Source organism: Streptomyces katrae (assembly GCF_000717655.1).
Lineage (GTDB): Bacteria > Actinomycetota > Actinomycetes > Streptomycetales > Streptomycetaceae > Streptomyces > Streptomyces katrae_B.
On the sequence record NZ_JNZY01000004.1, the window covers coordinates 57,103 to 73,728 of the forward strand.

At 73.8% G+C, this 16,626-nt stretch carries 14 protein-coding genes and 1 pseudogene; 5 read left to right on the plus strand and 10 right to left on the minus strand.

The features are described 5' to 3' along the window. Window positions 1-5 precede the first annotated feature (5 nt). Both IF09_RS0106675 and IF09_RS0106680 read right to left on the minus strand, forming a co-directional pair. A complete protein-coding gene (locus tag IF09_RS0106675) occupies window positions 6-1,259 on the minus strand; it encodes an NADH:flavin oxidoreductase/NADH oxidase family protein (RefSeq protein WP_030292902.1) in 1,254 nt (417 codons plus the stop codon). 184 nt (window positions 1,260-1,443) lie between these two features. Beyond that, entirely contained in the window at window positions 1,444-2,328 is an 885-nt protein-coding gene (locus tag IF09_RS0106680) for a bifunctional 5,10-methylenetetrahydrofolate dehydrogenase/5,10-methenyltetrahydrofolate cyclohydrolase (RefSeq protein WP_030292903.1), read from the minus strand. Window positions 2,329-2,579: 251 nt separating this feature from the next. Here IF09_RS0106680 and IF09_RS0106685 point away from each other — a divergent pair, with 251 nt between their 5' ends. Continuing rightward, entirely contained in the window at window positions 2,580-3,341 is a 762-nt protein-coding gene (locus IF09_RS0106685; protein WP_030292905.1) for a class I SAM-dependent methyltransferase, read from the plus strand. Window positions 3,342-3,567: 226 nt separating this feature from the next. After that, the gene (locus tag IF09_RS0106690; RefSeq protein WP_030292906.1) at window positions 3,568-5,157 is read left to right on the plus strand and encodes an RNA polymerase sigma factor; all 1,590 of its coding nucleotides are present in this window, start codon (window positions 3,568-3,570) and stop codon (window positions 5,155-5,157) included. On the opposite strand, the pseudogene IF09_RS46785 reads toward IF09_RS0106690, so the two are convergent. From IF09_RS46785 to IF09_RS0106710, 5 genes and pseudogenes are all read right to left on the minus strand, one after another. Then, window positions 5,154-5,975: pseudogene (locus IF09_RS46785) on the minus strand (DUF2201 family putative metallopeptidase); the annotation flags it as partial. The gene IF09_RS0106690 and the pseudogene IF09_RS46785 overlap by 4 nt on opposite strands. A 169-nt stretch (window positions 5,976-6,144) precedes the next feature. Beyond that, window positions 6,145-6,585, minus strand: a complete 441-nt coding sequence (locus IF09_RS0106695; RefSeq protein ID WP_030292908.1) for an SRPBCC family protein — start codon at window positions 6,583-6,585, stop codon at window positions 6,145-6,147. Window positions 6,586-6,650: 65 nt separating this feature from the next. Beyond that, the gene (locus IF09_RS0106700; RefSeq protein ID WP_030292910.1) at window positions 6,651-8,066 is read right to left on the minus strand and encodes an amino acid permease; all 1,416 of its coding nucleotides are present in this window, start codon (window positions 8,064-8,066) and stop codon (window positions 6,651-6,653) included. A 74-nt stretch (window positions 8,067-8,140) separates the two neighbouring features. Next, window positions 8,141-10,246: a phage holin family protein gene (locus tag IF09_RS0106705; RefSeq protein WP_063607320.1), complete on the minus strand. Its 2,106-nt coding sequence runs from the start codon at window positions 10,244-10,246 to the stop codon at window positions 8,141-8,143. Between the two features lie 146 nt (window positions 10,247-10,392). Continuing rightward, on the minus strand, window positions 10,393-10,797 hold the full coding sequence (locus tag IF09_RS0106710) for a hypothetical protein (RefSeq protein WP_030292914.1): 405 nt from the start codon (window positions 10,795-10,797) through the stop codon (window positions 10,393-10,395). A gap of 127 nt (window positions 10,798-10,924) precedes the next feature. On the opposite strand from IF09_RS0106710, the gene IF09_RS0106715 reads away from it, so the two are divergent. After that, window positions 10,925-11,701, plus strand: a complete 777-nt coding sequence (locus IF09_RS0106715; RefSeq protein ID WP_030292916.1) for an MBL fold metallo-hydrolase — start codon at window positions 10,925-10,927, stop codon at window positions 11,699-11,701. Next, window positions 11,698-12,366, plus strand: coding sequence for a DedA family protein (locus IF09_RS0106720; protein ID WP_234320900.1), 669 nt, complete (start codon window positions 11,698-11,700; stop codon window positions 12,364-12,366). Before IF09_RS0106715 ends, IF09_RS0106720 begins: the two co-directional genes overlap by 4 nt. 117 nt (window positions 12,367-12,483) lie before the next feature. Here the strand turns inward: IF09_RS0106720 and IF09_RS0106725 are convergent, their stop codons facing one another. The 3 genes from IF09_RS0106725 to IF09_RS0106735 all read right to left on the minus strand — a co-directional run bounded on the left by IF09_RS0106725 (window position 12,484) and on the right by IF09_RS0106735 (window position 15,609). Then, window positions 12,484-13,608, minus strand: a complete 1,125-nt coding sequence (locus tag IF09_RS0106725) for an MBL fold metallo-hydrolase (RefSeq protein ID WP_078613096.1) — start codon at window positions 13,606-13,608, stop codon at window positions 12,484-12,486. A 56-nt stretch (window positions 13,609-13,664) separates the two neighbouring features. Then, on the minus strand, window positions 13,665-14,882 hold the full coding sequence (locus IF09_RS0106730; RefSeq protein ID WP_030292921.1) for an aminotransferase class I/II-fold pyridoxal phosphate-dependent enzyme: 1,218 nt from the start codon (window positions 14,880-14,882) through the stop codon (window positions 13,665-13,667). 154 nt (window positions 14,883-15,036) lie between these two features. Beyond that, window positions 15,037-15,609 (minus strand): TIGR03086 family metal-binding protein, encoded by a 573-nt coding sequence (locus tag IF09_RS0106735; RefSeq protein ID WP_030292923.1) that lies wholly within the window; start codon window positions 15,607-15,609, stop codon window positions 15,037-15,039. Between the two features lie 194 nt (window positions 15,610-15,803). Here IF09_RS0106735 and IF09_RS0106740 point away from each other — a divergent pair, with 194 nt between their 5' ends. Further along, on the plus strand, window positions 15,804-16,622 hold the full coding sequence (locus IF09_RS0106740) for a methyltransferase domain-containing protein (protein WP_030292925.1): 819 nt from the start codon (window positions 15,804-15,806) through the stop codon (window positions 16,620-16,622). Window positions 16,623-16,626: the final 4 nt, after the last annotated feature.

Sequence of the window (16,626 nt, forward strand, 5' to 3'; positions counted from 1 at the left end):
CGGCGTCAGCCGGCGAGGGCGTCCTCGGGCTCGGGGTTGCGGGCGAGCCAGGCCCCGTACACCCGCACCCGGCGCCAGTGCTGGAGCTGGTCGAGGGCGAACGCCGCCCGCGGGGAGGCCTCCGGGCGCGGTTCAAGACCGCGGGCCAGCCGGTGCATCTGGAAGCGTACGAAGGCCAGCAGCCCGGCGCCGGCCAGGTCCCGGTCCTTCCAGCGCAGCCGCTCCACCGTCACCCGTACGTCCTCCCCGGCGCGCCAGCGGGCCGGCAGGTCGGGGCGGAACGCCAGGGCCGAGGCGAGCCCCACGACGGACACACCGCGCTGCAGGACCTTCTGCGCGGTCTCCCGGCGGCCTATCCCGCCGGTCAGCATCAGCGGCATCGTGGCCGAGCCCAGGAACTGCTCGGCGAAGGAGAGGAAGTACGCCTCCCGTTCGAGGGTCCGCAGATCGGCGGTGCGGCCCAGGGTCGCGGGGCTCTCGACGCTGCCGCCGGACAGTTCGACCAGGTCGACGCCGAGGCCGCCGAGGACCGCGAGGACCTGGGCCGCCTCCTCGGTGTCGAAGCCGCCGCGCTGGAAGTCGGCGGTGTTGAGCTTGACCCCGACCGCGAAGCCGGGGCTCACCTGCGCGCGGACGGCGCCGACGACCTCGGTGAGCAGCCGGACCCGGTTCTCCAGGCTGCCGCCCCAGCGGTCGGTGCGCCGGTTGACGAGCGGGGAGAGGAACTGGCTGAGGAGGTAGCCGTGCGCGGCGTGGATCTGCACCCCGTGGAAGCCGGCCTCCTCGGCCCGCCGGGCCGTGACCGCGAACCGGGCGACGGTGCCCTCGATGCCGGCCTCGGTCATCGCGGTGGGCCGGGCGAAGCGCTTGGTGTGCTTGCCGAGGCTCACCCCTATGTCGGAGGGCGCCCAGGCCGTGCCGGGCATCTCCGAGCCGACCTGCCGGCCGGGGTGGTTGATCTGCATCCAGACCCGGCCCCCACCGCAGGACGCGGCCTCGGCCCAGCGCCGGAAGGGCTCGAGCGGGGAGCGGGCGTCGAGGACGATCGTCCCCGGCGCGGTCAGCGCCCGGCGGTCGACCATCACGTTCCCGGTGATCAGCAGTCCGGCGCCGCCCCGGGCCCAGCGGCGGTAGAGCCGTTCGATGCGCTCGTCCGGCAGCTGGCCGGACCCGGCGAGGCTTTCCTCCATGGCCGCCTTCGCCAGGCGGTTCGGCAGGGCGGTGCCGTTGGGCAGCTCCAGTGGCGTGAACAGGTCCATCAGCAGTTCCCCCCCAGGAAACGTGTTGCACGTGTCATCGCGCGCCCCGGCGCAAAAGATACCGCCCGCTCCCCGGAGCCCGGCAGGCTCCGGCCGCAAGAATCCGGACACCGCCGGGACGCGGAACGCCCCGGGCCGAAGGGCCCGGGGCGTGTCCCGTACGGAGCGTTCCCGTACCCGGTGGTCAGAGCTCCGCGAGCGCCAGCCCGGCCTGGGCCGCGGCCGCCTGGACGGTCTGCTCGAGCAGGACGGCGATCGTCATCGGGCCGACGCCGCCGGGGACCGGGGTGATCAGCGAGGCGCGGGCTGCGGCCGACTCGAAGTGGACGTCGCCGACGTTGCCCTCGTTGTAGCCGGCGTCCAGGACCACGGCGCCCGGCTTGATGTCCTCGCCGCGGATGAACTCGGCCTTGCCGACGGCGGCGACCAGCACGTCGGCCTGGCGCACGATCGAGGGCAGGTCGACGGTGCGGGAGTGGCAGTAGGTGACGGTGGCGTTCTGCTCCAGCAGCAGCATGCCGGCCGGCTTGCCCAGGATCGCGCTGCGGCCGACGACGACGGCGTGCTTGCCGGTCAGGTCCACGTCGTACTCGGCGAGGAGCCGCATGATCCCGCCGGGGGTGCAGGAGACGAAGCCCGGCAGTCCGAAGCCCATCGCGGCGAAGGAGTGCATGGTGACACCGTCGACGTCCTTGCCGGGGGCGATGGCCTCGAAGGCGGCGCGCTCGTCGATGTGGTGCGGGACCGGGTGCTGCAGCAGGATGCCGCTGATCTCCGGGTCCTCGGACAGGGCGGTGAGGGCGGCGACGAGCTCCTCGGTGGTGGTCGCGGCCGGCAGCTCCACGTGGCGGGAGGTGATCCCGGCCTTGGCGCAGCGGTTCTGCTTCATCCGTACGTACGTGACGGACGCCGGGTCCTCACCGACCAGGACGGTCGCGAGGCAGGGAGCGGTACCGGTGCGCTCGGTGATCTTCGCCGCGAGGACGGCGGTCCGCTCCGAGATGCGGCGGGCGAGGGCGGTGCCGTCCATGAGCCGGGCAGGGGCGGTGGCGGTCTGGGCGGTCGTCATGGGGTCTCCTGAGCGTCGCTGCGGAATCGCGGTTCGCCCAGGCGCGCGGCACGTCGGCGTACCCGCGGTACGCCGGGCGCACGGGAGGTGCGCCGGGCCGCTCCCCGGTGGTGATCCACCCGAACGCCAGTCACGGCCCGCCCCCACTCTAATGGACCTCGTCGGCGTGTCCGGAGTGCACGGCGGCCCCGGGGGCCTGAGATCCGGTCAAACCGGTGGATCACCGGCGCCCGGCCTGGGACGATCGACACATGACGCGCACCTTCGACCATCTCGTCGCCGAGGCCGAGTCCGTCTCCGTCGACGGCTGGGACTTTTCCTGGCTCGACGGCCGGGCCACCGAGCAGCGCCCCTCCTGGGGCTACCAGAGACTCATGGGCGAGCGTCTGGCCCGCGCCGGCTCCGCCCTCGACATCCAGACCGGCGGCGGGGAGGTGCTCGCCGGGGCGGGGACCCTGCCCCGGCTGATGGTCGCCACCGAGTCCTGGCCGCCGAACATCACGAAGGCGACCCGGCTGCTGCACCCGCTCGGCGCGGTGGTGGTCGCGGACGCCGACGAGCCGCCGCTGCCGTTCGGCGACGAGGCCTTCGAGCTGGTCACCAGCCGGCACCCGGTGACCATCTGGTGGGAGGAGATCGCCCGGGTCCTGCGTCCGGGCGGGACGTACCTCTCGCAGCAGGTCGGGCCGGCGAGCGTCTTCGAGCTCGTCGAGTACTTCCTCGGGCCCCAGCCGGAGGAGGTCCGGCGCGGCCGGCACCCCGACGATGCCGTCTCGGACGCCGGCAAGGCCGGCCTCGAGGTCGTCGATCTGCGCTCAGAAAGACTGCGTACGGAGTTCCACGACATCGGAGCCGTGATCTACTTTCTCCGGAAGGTGATCTGGATGGTGCCCGGCTTCACGGTCGGGCAGTACCGGGACCGGCTGCGCGAGCTCCACGAACAGATCGAACGTGACGGTCCGTTCGTGGCGCACACCGCCCGTTTCCTCATCGAAGCCCGCAAAACGGGCTGACGGGAGGGGGTGCGCGGACGCGGACGGATCCAAGGCCGAATGGTTGCGCGCCCACAGCGTGGCGCAGGTCACTCAATTCAGCGCGTAACGAATCGACTCGGGCATGCGATGAACCGACAGGTGTCCTCGCGCGGCCCCGGAATACAGACCCCCCTCGGGTCTGTTTCCCGAGTCCGCGCGATGATGTCCCGCCCACTCCTTATCTGTTCGCAACGAGAGGCTCCTTGTGTCGCTCAGCCCGTCCCGTACGTTCCCTCCGGAGATCGCCGAATCGGAGGCCCTCGTCGCGCTCGTCGAGCGCGGCCGCGAGCAGGGTCACATCAACGGTGACGACGTGCGCCAGGCCTTCGAGGCCGGCCGCATCCCGGTGGACCAGTGGAAGCGGGTCCTGCGCAGCCTGAACCAGGTCCTGGACGAGGAGGGCGTCGCGCTGCACGTCAGCGCCGCCCCCGCCACGAAGGCTGCCGCGAAGAAGCCCCGCAAGGCGGCCGCCGCGCCCGCCCGCACCGTGACCAAGAAGGCGGCCGCCGCGCCGCGCCCCATCGGTGCGCGCAAGGCCTCGGCCACCAGCCCGGCCACCGCCACCGCGGCGGCGATATCCGCTTCGCCGGCCGCGGCCGCCGAGGACGAGGTGACGGCCGACGCCGCCGCCGAGCCGAAGAAGCGGACGGTCAAGAAGACCGCCGCGAAGAAGACCGCGGTGAAGAAGACCGCCGCGGCCAAGAAGACCAGCGCCAAGGATGCCGACGAGGGCGAGACCCCGGCCGCCGAGGGCGAGGACTGGGCCGCCGAGGACCTCGTCGACGACGTCGAGGAGGAGGCCCCCAAGGCCGGTGGCGCTCAGGGCTTCGTCCTGTCCGACGACGACGAGGACGACGCCCCGGCGCAGACGGTCATGGTGGCCGGCGCCACCGCCGACCCCGTCAAGGACTACCTCAAGCTCATCGGCAAGGTGCCGCTCCTCAACGCCGAGCAGGAGGTCGAGCTCGCCAAGCGCATCGAGGCGGGCCTCTTCTCCGAGTACAAGCTCGAAGAGGAGGAGGACCACAAGCCCGCCTTCAAGCGCGAGCTGGAGATCCTGGTCGAGGACGGCCGCCGCGCCAAGAACCACCTGCTGGAGGCCAACCTCCGCCTCGTGGTCTCGCTGGCCAAGCGCTACACCGGCCGCGGCATGCTCTTCCTGGACCTGATCCAGGAGGGCAACGTCGGCCTGATCCGCGCCGTGGAGAAGTTCGACTACACCAAGGGCTTCAAGTTCTCCACGTACGCGACCTGGTGGATCCGGCAGGCGATCACGCGTGCCATGGCCGACCAGTCGCGCACCATCCGCATCCCCGTCCACATGGTCGAGATCATCAACAAGCTGGCGCGCGTCCAGCGCCAGATGCTCCAGGACCTCGGCCGGGAGCCCACTCCGGAGGAGCTGGGCAAGGAACTCGACATGACCCCCGAGAAGGTCATCGAGGTCCAGAAGTACGGCCGCGAGCCGATCTCCCTGCACACCCCCCTGGGTGAGGAGGGCGACAGCGAGTTCGGTGACCTCATCGAGGACTCCGAGGCGGTCGTCCCGGCCGACGCGGTGAGCTTCACCTTCCTCCAGGAGCAGCTGCAGTCGATCCTGGGCACGCTCTCCGAGCGTGAGGCGGGCGTCGTCTCGATGCGTTACGGCCTGAACGACGGCCAGCCGAAGACCCTGGACGAGATCGGCCGCGTGTACGGGGTCACCCGTGAGCGCATCCGCCAGATCGAGTCCAAGACCATGTCGAAGCTGCGCCACCCGTCGCGTTCGCAGGTGCTGCGCGACTACCTCGACTAGACCAGTCGGAAGACCGGCCCCCTTGGGCGTGAACGGCAGGGAGGCGCCCTGCGGAACCAGACAGGCGTGCTCGCGCCGGATCCGCAGGGTGTCGCACCACCCGTCCGTGATCACCAGCACCGGGGCCCGCGGAGGGAAGTCCTCCGCGCGCTGGAGCAGGTCGATCGCGGGCCGGAGCACGGTTCCGCCCCGCCCGCGCACCTTCATCCGGCCCGCGATTTCGGTCGGGGGCAGACCAGCCCGCGTCGTACGGCGCCGCGTCGCAGAACACGACGCGTGCCGCCGGTACGTCGCGGGCTTCCGTGTACGAGGTGGGCGCGCAGGTCCGTACGGGCCCGGGCCTCGGCACGTACGCGTCGAACCAGCGGGCGAGCTGCGCGCCCCACGGACGGGCGGACGGGCCAGCGCCCGGATCTCCCGGACCAGCCCGGCGGGCAGCAGGCCGCGCTCCGCGTAGGTGTGCAGGTCGAAGCCCTGGACGAGGCCGCGCCGGTAGAAATCGTCCAGATCGGTGTACGGGAGGCTGCCCGCGTGGGGCAGCGCCTCGCCCGGCACGTCCCCGAGGCGCTCGCCGCGCAGGGTCGACAGCCGGCGCAGTCGGCGCAGGCCGGTCGTGATGCGGTCGTAGACCTCCTCGACGGAGAGGTCCTTCAGCTCCGGGTCGTACAGCGCCCCCTCGGGCATATCGCCGGCACCCGTCTCCACGAGCCAGCCGTTGACCACGTGGTCGGGCGGCCACGTGGTGCAGGTACGGTTCGCGGGCTCCGCAGCGCTCCCCGGGGCGCAGTGGCGTGCAGCATCTCGTGCGCCAGCACGAAATCCGCGTATGTGGCGGGGACGCCCGGCGTGCGGCGAGCTGCTCCTCGTCCCCCCGCGCCACGTACCCCACCCCTGAGGACCGTTTCTCAGGCTCCAACGGGCCCGGTGTGGGCGCACCGCGCACCCCCGAAGCATCCGGTTTTCCGCCGCGGGCGGTGGCCGGGTGTGTCAGTGCTCCAGCAGGTGCTTCAGTTTCTCCTCGTTGCGCGGCATCTCCTTGCGGGCGTACGGCTTGACCACGAGCGGCGCGATGACCCTGCCGATGCCGTGGCCCTCGAAGTCGAGGTCGAGGGTCACGCGCGAGCGCCTTCCGCCGTCAAGGGGTTCGATGGTCCCGCGCACATCGCCGCGTACGGGTCCGTCGAGCCCTCGGAGGCGCCAGCTGCGCGGCGGGTCGAGCTCCTTGACCTCCATGGTCATGGGGAACCTCCGCTTGCCCATGCGCCGGGTGACCCTGACCTTGGAACCGACGTGGAGCGGAGCGCCGTCGAGCGGGCGGGCGGAGACGGCGCTGCTCTGCCACTCCGGCAGGTGCGTGGGATCCGTCATGTAGTCGAAGACGTCATCGGGACTGCGGGAGATGTCGATGCTTTCTCTGATCGCGGACATGGCGACCCCTTCACTGCCCCCTGCTTGTCCTCGTCTTTTCCTCTCGTTCCAAACTACCGCGCAGGTCAGGCGGTGACCCGGTGCCCGGCTCGGTGGTTTCGCGCGGACATCGCCGCGTAGACGAGGACACCCGCGAAGAGGAACAGGACGCCCTGGTAGACGGCCGCGTAGCCGGAGCCGGCGACCAGCCACATCGAGAAGGCGAAGGCCAGGCCGGCGAGGACGCCGTCGCGGACGAGGCGGCCGCGGTGGACGCGCTCGGACTGCCCGGAGAGCAGGAAGTAGATCTGCGCGGCGGTGGCGAGCAGGTACGGGACCGTCGCCGTGAAGGTGGTGACCAGGACGAGGACCTCGAAGACCCCGTCCGAGCCCAGCGTGTAGTTGTAGATCGTCAGGCCGGAGGCGAGGACGGCGGTGACGAGCACGCCGGCCACCGGGACGCCCCGCTTCTTCGTCTCGAAGACCTTCGGGAAGAGCCCGTCGCGGGCGGCGGCGTACGGGGTCTGGGCGCTGAGCAGGGTCCAGCCGTTGAGGGCGCCGAGCATCGAGATCACGGCCGCGCAGGCGACGAGGGTGCCGCCCCACGTACTCCCGGCCCCTCCGTCTGCGGAAAACATCGCATTGACGGCGTCGGTGAAGGGGGCCTCGGAGGAGACCAGCTTCTCGTGGGAGACCAGGCCGAAGACGGAGAGGGTGCCCAGCAGGTAGACGACGGCAGCTCCGGCGGTGCCCAGGATGGTGGCCCGGCCGACGTTGCGGGCCGGGTCGCGGACCTCGCCCGCGCTGACGGCGGCCGACTCCACGCCGAGGTAGCTGAAGAGGAGGATCGCCGCGGCGGCGGAGACCGCGCCGACGGGGCTCTGGCCGGTGGCCTGGAAGGGCCCGAGGTTCGCCGGGTCGAAGAAGAACAGCCCGCCCACCGCGACCAGCAGCAGCGGGGCGAACTTCAGTACGGTGGCGACCATTTGGACGGCGCCGACGTACCGGGTGCCGGCCAGGTTGGCGAGCGCCGGGAGCCACTGCACGACGAGGGCGGCCAGGCACATCGCCGCCTTGTGGTCCCCGATGGCCGGGAAGAGCACGGCGAGGTAGCCGACGGCCGCCACGGCGAGGGCCGCGTTCGAGACCCAGGCGGTGATCCAGTAGCTCCAGGCCGCGAGGAAGCCGGCGAAGTCACCGAACGCGGCGCGGGCGTAGACGTACGGGCCGCCGGTCTGCGGGAGCCGCTGCGCGAGCCGGCCGAAGACGAGGGCGAGGGCGATCGCACCGGCGGTGAGCACGCCGAAGGCGACCAGGCTGATCGTGCCGAACGGCGCCACGGAGGCGGGCAGCAGGAAGATCCCGCCGCCGACGATGTTGCCCATGACCAGGCAGGTCGCGACCGGGAGGCCGAAGCGCCGGGCGTGGGGGCTCGCCGCCTCCTCGGCCGGCGCGGGTGTCGCGGCAGGGGCAGGGGCGGGGGCGGGCAGGGTGGAGCTCACGGGTGGTACGCCTCGGGTGTTTCATATGCTGGACAGGTCGACATATCGTCGGGCAAGCCCAAAGCCGCACCAAATCAACGGTTTTCGTCCTGCACGGACACCCCTGCGGAAGGAAAGGTTCCACTCGAACCGGCCTCCGGCCGTGGATCCTCCGCGAAGGCGGTCAGCGGCACCTGGGGCCCGTCCGCCTCCCGCAGCCAGCGCCGCAGTACCTCGTGCACCGCCTCCGCACCCACCAGGTCGGGGTCCGGCTCCGACAGCTGCGTCGGCCACATCAGGAACGGGTGGCCCTGCTCCCCGCCCAGGCCTCCGTGCGAGCCGATCTGCTCCTCGAAGGCGTGCACCGACCCGGTCCGCGCGTCGTACGCCGAGTTCACCATCACGTCGGCCGCGTGCGGGAAGGCGTCGGTTCGGCGGACCGCCTGCGCCGCGCCCGGTCCGAACCGGGCCAGCAGCTCCTCCGCCGCGCCGGGCTCGTCGAGGCGGGCCACGGCCCCGCCCGGGCCCAGCACCTGCCCGTCCACCAGCAGGAACCCGATGCCCGGGTGGCTGGCCAGGGTCGCCAGCAGGGCGGGGTGCGAGCGCTCGATCCGCTCCCGCGAAGCGCGGCCCGGTACGTCCGGGAAGGAGATCAGCCCGAGGTTGCCGGAGGCCAGCACCACCGGGTCCGGGCCCCGCTCGGGGTGGGCCTCTGCGCCCTCCTCCACCGGCCGGTGCAGGGCCGCGAGCACCGCTGCGCGGGCCTCGGCGCCGCTGCGGGTGCGGCCGGCCCGGCGGGAGACCGGCAGCCCGCAGCCCGCGCGGACCAGGTCCTTCAGCGTCAGCCCGTACCGGCCCAGGAAGGTCTCCCCCGGGCTCTGGCCGTGGTCCGACAGCAGCACGATCCGGTACTCCCGGGGTGCGTGCTCGGCGACCCGGGCGATCAGCGCGAGGCTCCGGTCGAGCCGGGCCAGCACCCGGTCGGTGTCCCGGCCGTGCGGCCCCGAATGGTGCGCGACCTCGTCGTAGGCGACCAGGTCCGCGTAGATCGCGGCGCGCCCCGCGAGCATGTCGCCGATCACCGCCGCCACGACGACGTCCCGTTCGACCACCGTCGCGAAGGCCCGGATCAGCGGGTACAGGCCGCTCCGGGCCACCCTCGGCCGCTCCCCCCGCAGCCGGGCCCGCAGCGACTGGCCGATCTCCCGGACGACCTCGGCGACGAAGGAGAGCGCGGTGCGGACGGCATTGGCCGGGTCGGAGAAGTACGCGAAGTAGCCCGCGCGGGAACGGTTCGCCCGGCCCCGCCGCGCCGAGACCGACAGGACGAGGGCCAGCTGGTCGGCGCCGCCGCTGAACAGGTTGCCCCGGCTCGCCCCGTCGAGGGTCAGCAGCCCGCCGTCCCCGGTGCGGGCGACGGCCCGGCGCTGGAGTTCGGCGGCGCTGGTGGGCCGGTTGCAGACCACCACCTCGCCGGTGTCCTTCTCGTACCAGCGGAAGGCGGGGACATCGAAGTTGGAGCCGTGCAGGATGCCGAGCTGGCTGGCGCCGGTCTGGCTGGACCAGTCGGTGCGCCAGGACGTGAGTCGGTGGCTGCCCTCCAGCCAGCCGGCCACCGTGGGCATCAGGGCGCTGCCCACGGCGCGGCGCAGGGCCTCGTACCCGACGCCGTCGAGCTGGAGGAAGACCAGTCCGGGGGCGGCCGCGCCGGCGCCGGGCGCGCCGTCGTGCCGCGTACGCCGACGGCGGCGGTCGGCGAGCCGGTGGAGCCTGCGCCGGTACGCCTCGTCGTCGCGTACGGCGAGCGCGGTCGAGGTCGCCGAGGCGACGGCGGACATCACCGCGGCCACCACCACGGCCGTCTCCGGGGCCACTTCGCCGCGGCCGGACGGGATCAGGCTGAGGGCGAGCAGCAGCAGTGAGCCGTTGAGGAAGAAGACGAGCAGGCCGAGCACCAGCGCGGGCACCAGCAGCAGGGCCCGGACGAGCACCGGCCAGACGAGCGCGCTGAGCAGGCCGAAGGCCCCGGCGCCCCAGGCGGCGGTCAGCCCGATCTCGGTGACGCTGTCGCCGTCGCCGGACTGCAGCCGGAAGTCGGGGAGGATGCCGGCCAGCGCGAGCATCGTGAGGGTGGACACCGCCCAGACGATGATCACCCGTGCCAGGGCGCTGCCCGTGGTCCGCCACCGTCCTCGCCACACGCCGTACCGCCTCGTGTCTCCCCCGGACCCGCGGTCCGCGCCGCGCCCTCCAGCGTCGCACAGGGCGGCGGCGGAGGCCGGGTGACGGGGGGTGGCGTACGGACGTACGGAGCCGGGAGCCGGGGGCGCGGCCGTCGGGCGGGAGCCTACGTACCGTCGTAGCCGGCGGTCGGCATGGACAGCCGGCGGTGCACCTCGGCCTTCATGGCGGAGGTGTACTGCGGCTCGGCGAGCCCGGCGGTCTCGAGCCGTACGCCGCGCCGCTCGCACTCGGCGGTGAACTCCTCGACGGAGCGCAGCGCGCGGGCCAGTACCCGGCGGTTGGGGGCGACGAACAGGTCGACCTGCCCGGCTTCGACGTCGCACCAGAGCCCGCAGTGGTCGGCGCGCAGCCCGTAGAAGAGCAGCTCCCTCGTCACGACGTAGCCCTGGCCGGCGGCCCAGCGGGCGCACATGGCGTGCTGGCTCCGGGTGTCGACGGCGAAGGGGTCGGTGTCCAGATCCTCGAGCGGGGCCAGGCTGGCGATCGCGGCCACGCGCAGCTCATCCATGCCGCCCGACCCTACTCCGATCCGCCGCCCGGGAGGAGGGGGCGGCGTCCTTCGGTTCCGGGCGCGGGGGCGGGGCAGGATCTAGGCTTCAAGGGGCCGGGGGAGGCGCGAGCGACGGGGAGGCCGGGTGTCGGTGGAGATCACCTGGTGGGGGCATGCCACGTGCACGGTCGAGGACTCCGGGGTGCGGCTGCTGACGGATCCGCTGTTCGCCCGGCGGCTGGCGCATCTGCGGCGACGGCGCGGGGCGCTGCCCCCGCCGGAGGCGGCCGAGGCGGATGCGGTGCTGGTGTCCCACCTGCATGCCGACCATCTGCACCTGCCGTCGCTGGCCCGGCTGGCGCCCGGGACCAGGCTGCTGGTGCCGTGCGGGGCGCCCCGGGCCGTGCCGGGGCTGGCGCGGGTCGCGGGGGTGCGCGGGCTGGCGGTCACGGAAATGGCTCCGGGCGACGAGGTCGGCGTCCGGGCAGGCGTACGGGTACGGGCGGTCAGTGCGCGGCACGACGGGCGGCGGCTGCCGTTCGGGCCGCATCTCGCGCCGGCGCTCGGGTACGTGGTCCAGGGCGCGGCGCGGACGTACTTCGCCGGGGACACCGGGTTGTTCGACGCGATGGCCGAGGAGGTCGGGCCGGTGGACCTGGCGCTGCTGCCGGTCGGCGGCTGGGGCCCGTACCTGGGGCCGGGGCACCTGGACGCGGGCCGGGCGGCGCAGGCACTGGCCGCGCTGGCCCCGGCGGCGGCGGTGCCGGTGCACTACGGGACGTACTGGCCGATCGGACTGGACGCGGTGCGGCCGCACGAATTCCATGCGCCGGGCGAGGAGTTCGTACGGCGGGCCCGGCAGCTGGCGCCGAAGGTGACGGTACGGGTGCCGGACCACGGCGAGCGGGTGCGGCTGCCGTGACGTGGCGCGAACTGGTGGCGGCAGGGGTGGGGGCCGGGGTCGGGGCCGGCCAGGTACCGCCGGAGACGACGCAGCAGGCGGTGGGCTACCCGGCGCTGTTCGTACTGGTGGCACTGGGGGCGCTGGTGCCGGTGATTCCGACGGGGGCGCTGGTGAGCACAGCGGCGGTGGTGGCGTTCCATCACCAGTCGCTGCCTTTCGGGCTGTTGCTGGTGTTCGCGGTGGCGGCGGTGGCCGCGTTCACCGGGGACGTGGCCCTGTACTGGCTGGGGCAGCGGGGGGTGGCGTCCCGCAACGGCTCGCGCCGGCTGCAGACGCTGCGCGGGCGGGCGACGCCCGAGCGCCTTGCGCAGGCGCAGCGCAAGCTGGAGGAACACGGGGCCCTGGTCCTGGTGGTCTCCCGGCTGGTGCCGGCGGGCCGCATCCCTGTGATGCTGGCCTGCCTGCTGGCCCGCCTCCCCCTCCGCCGGTTCGCCCGTGGCGACGCCCCGGCGTGCCTGGCCTGGGCGGCGACGTACGGCCTGATCGGCATCCTGGGCGGCTCCCTGTTCTCGGAACCCTGGAAGGGCGTGGCCCTGGCGGTGACCCTCACGCTCCTGATCAGCACGGCTCCCGCTCTCTGGCGCCGGTTGCGCAGCCATGGGCGCCGGTTGCGCAGCCATTGACCCCCCTTTGCCGCCCCGTCGGCGTTTGAGGCGCGGGGGTACGCGGGCGGAGCCCCGGGTCTCCCGGGTCCGGGCAGAGCCCGGGGACGGTGGAAGCCCGGCCCCGGACCCGGAGGGCTAGAGGGCCCGGGAGCCCCCGATCGGCAGATCCCACAGGTCCGCCCGAGCCAGCCCGGCCCGGCCCCACGCCTCCCGCACCCGCTGCAACGGCTCCATCACCGGCTCCGCAGAAAGCACGAACGTCCCCCAGTGCATCGGCGCCATCCGCCGCGCCCCCACGTCCAGGCAAGCCTGAACCGCCTCCTCCGGATCCGCATGGACATCACTCAGCCACCACCTCGGCGCGTACGCGCCGATCGGCAACAGGGCCAGGTCGATCCCAGGATGCCGCCGCCCGATCTCCCCGAACCAGTGCCCGTACCCCGTGTCACCCGCGAAGTACACGCTCCTCGGCGTCGCGGCCCGCGCGTCGGTCAGCACCCAGCCGCCCCACAGCGTCCGGCAGGTGTCGAGCAGCGACCGCTTCGACCAGTGGTGCGCCGGGACGAAGTCGAAACGTACGCCGCCCACTTCCGCGCACTCCCACCAGTCGAGCTCCGTGACCCGGGTGAAGCCGCGCCGCCGGCACCAGCGGGCCAGGCCGGCCGGAACGAAGAGGGGGGTGTGCCGGGGCAGCCGCTTGAGGGTGGGGGCGTCGAGGTGGTCGTAGTGGTTGTGGCTGATCACCACCGCGTCCACCGGTGGCAGTTCCTCCCAGCGGACCCCGACCGGGGTCATCCGCGCCGGCGTGCCGAGGATGCGCCGGGACCAGACGGGGTCGGTCAGTACGGTCAGCCCGCCGACCCGCAGCACCCAACTGGCATGTCCCGCCCAGGTGACGCAGAGCGTGCCGGCGCCGGCCGCGGGCAGCGGGGCCGGGGCGTACGGGAGGTCGGGAATGCCGCGCAGCCCGTCGGGGCCGGGCCGGAACGCACCCTCGCGGGCAAGCCGCGCGAACGCCCGCACGCCGGGCAGCGGGGTGGTGAGCCGATCGGCAAAGGACCGTGGCCAGTTCCGGACCTCCCCCAACGCCCGCGGCACACCGCGACCTCCGGAACCGGAGCCAGGGGCGGAGCTCCCCTGGGACGCGGGCCGCAACGCCGGCCGCGGGGCGGCGGTGCCGGGCCGTACCGCGGCAGCCCGAGCGGTCGCCGCGGGGTCTGCCCGGCCGGGGGCCGTCGGGCTGTGCGTCTCGTCCCTCATCAAGAGCTCTCCGTTCACCGCACAGCGGGCTCGTCGCGTCGGTCGGCGAAAGTCGGTCAGGAAGTCAGCCCGGCCAGGACCGATCCGAGGAGGTCCAGGGAGCGCCGTACGTGCGGGAGCGCGAGGGGGTCGCGCGCGGTGAGTGCGGCGAGCCGCTCCTCCGGGGTGGCGCCGAGCAGCGGACCGGTCGACAGGCGGACCCGCAGCGCGCCCAGGTCGTCCGCGAAGCGCTGTCCGCCGGGGGTGGGTGCGCCGAGCCGGCCTCCCAGGTAGTCCTCCAGTTCCATGGCGTCGCGGACCCCGTGCCGCGCCAGCCCGGCGCGCAGCGGGGTCAGGTCGGCGTACAGGTGCCGCCCGGCCTGCGGCGGCCGCGCGAGGGCGCCGACGGCCAGCAGTTCCCGGTGGGCCGCGGCGGCGACCACCCCGTGCAGCGTGGCCGCGGCACGGGCGCGCCCGGCGACCGCGTCGGGCTCGTCGAGCGCGTGCGCCGCGGCCCCGGCGACCGGGCCCGCGACCAGGGCTCCGGTCGCGGTGAGGATGTCGAGGGTGCGCGCCCGCAGCCAGGTGCCGCGCGGGGTGCCGGGGAAGCGGGCCACGGCGGCGGGCCACCCTGCGGGCAGCAGCGCACCGGACAGGTCGAGGAGTACGGCGGCCGAGTCGGGCAGCATCTCGGCCGGGCTCAGGACGAGGGTGTCGTGCGGCCGGTGGACGGTGTCGCGCCAGCTCTCGTCGCTGACGACGAACAGCCCGGCGTCCCCGGCGGCCTCGCAGGCCTCGCGCAGCATTTCGGGCGGGGGCACGGTCGCCGTCGGGTCGTCGGCCACGGACAGCAGCAGCACCCGCGGGTCGCCTCCCTCGACGCGCACCCGCCGTACGGTTTCCAGCAGGGCGTACGGGTCCGGGATGCCCCCGCACTCGGCCGGGGTCGGCACGTGGTAGGCCCGCTGTCCCAGCAGCCGGACCTGTGGTGTCCACCAGGCGGGACAGGGCCGGGGGAGCATGACGTCGCCCCCGTACGCGCCGAGCAGCGCCAGCAGCAGGGCGGGTGCGCCGGGCCCGGCGGCCACGTTCTCCGGCTCGGTGGGCAGCCCGCGCCTTCCCCAGTGCCGGCACGCGGCCTCGCGTACGGGCTCGCCGCCGCCCGGGGGTTCGGGGGCGGACCGTTCGGCGGCCGCGGCGATCACGGCGGTCAGCTCGGGCAGCACGGGCAGGCCGGGCTGGGGCGCGGGCGGCCCGTACCGGACCGGACCCCGGCCCTCCGCCGTGCGCTGCATCCCCGACACCTCGCCGCCCTGCCTTCCCCGTTCCGTACGTGCTGCCGACTCCGTACGTCCCGCCGACCGACCATGCCCTTTATACGGTTATTTACGGGGCTACGCCTGTTGTCGCCCGCCGGGGCCGCAGGGCCCGGGCGGGCGACGCGGTGACTCAGCCCCGTCGGCCCACCAGGGCCAGCAGGCGGGTCTGGGCGTCCGCGCCCGCCGGTACGTCCAGCGGCGCGGCGAACATCCCGCCGGCCGCGAGCCCGTCGGCGTACGGCATGACCTCCTTGAGGGCGAACTCGACCAGGCCGTCCGGGAGCCGGTCGTCGGCACCGATGCCCCGCGCCAGGTCCCAGGCGTGCACGATGCAGTCGGCGGTCAGCTCCGCGCAGTAGGCCCGGCCCAGCGCGGGCCCGTACGACAGCCTGACCGTGCGGTCCAGCGCCCCGGGCGCGGTGAATGCGGCGTGCGCGGCGGCCGCCGCCCGCTCCCATGCGCCGGCCGGGTCCTCGCCGAGCACGTCGCCGGAGAACGCGTCGCCGATCTCCTCGACCGTGCGCCCGTCGGTGACCATCGGCGGGATCCAGAGCTGCTCGCCGGTGACGTGGTTGACCAGGTCGCGCACGGTCCATTCCGTGCAGGGGGTCGGGGCGTCCCATTGACCGTCCGCGACGGCGCGCACCCGCTCGCCGAAGAGCCGGAGGGCCTCGGCGTGGTGTTCGAGCAGCGTGCCCGGCATGGCTCCCACCGTCCTCGGCCAGAGGGTCCCGTCCCTGGAGCCCACTGTCCTCGCACCTGCATGTCCCTGCCACTGTCCCGCCCGAATCCCTTGCGGCGCAAGCAGCTTGTCCACATGTCAAAACACATGTCTCACATCCCGAACCCATCCCCTACGGTGATCACAACGCTTCAACGACGAGGAGGAGTCGGGTCATGAGCGCCAAGGAAACGGCCGTCTACACGCACGGGCACCACGAATCCGTTCTGCGTTCGCACCGCTGGCGCACCGCCGCGAACTCGGCGGCGTACCTGATCGGCGAACTGCGGCCGGGGATGTCGGTCCTGGACGTGGGCTGCGGCCCGGGCACGATCACGGCGGACCTGGCGGAACTGGTCGCGCCGGGCGGCCGGGTGACGGCGGTCGACGCCGCGCAGGACGTCCTGGAGCAGGCCGCGGAGTACGTGGCGGAGCGCGGCCTGGCCGGGGCGGTCGCCTTCGCCGTCGCGGACGTCCACGCGCTGGACTTCCCGGACGATTCGTTCGACGTGGTCCACGCCCACCAGGTGCTGCAGCACGTCGGCGACCCGGTGCAGGCGCTGCGCGAGATGCGGCGGGTGTGCCGGCCGGGCGGCATCGTGGCCGCCCGCGACGCGGACTACGCGGCGATGACCTGGTACCCGGCGGAGCCGGGCCTGGACGAGTGGCAGGCCCTGTACCGCCGGGTGGCCCGCGCGAACGGCGGCGAACCGGACGCCGGGCGCCGCCTGCTGTCCTGGGCCAGGGCGGCGGGCTTCACGGAGGTGTCCTCGTCGGCGACGGCCTGGTGCTACGCCACTCCCGAGGAGACCGCGTGGTGGTCCTCCCTGTGGGCGGACCGTACGACGGCCTCGGCGTACGCCTCCCGCGCGACGGGCGGCGGCCACGCGACCGCGGCCGAACTGTCCGCCGTCTCCGAGGCCTGGCAGCGCTGGGGCACGGCTCCGGACGCCTGGTTCTCGGTCCTGAACGGCGAAATCCTGGCCCGGGCCTGATCGT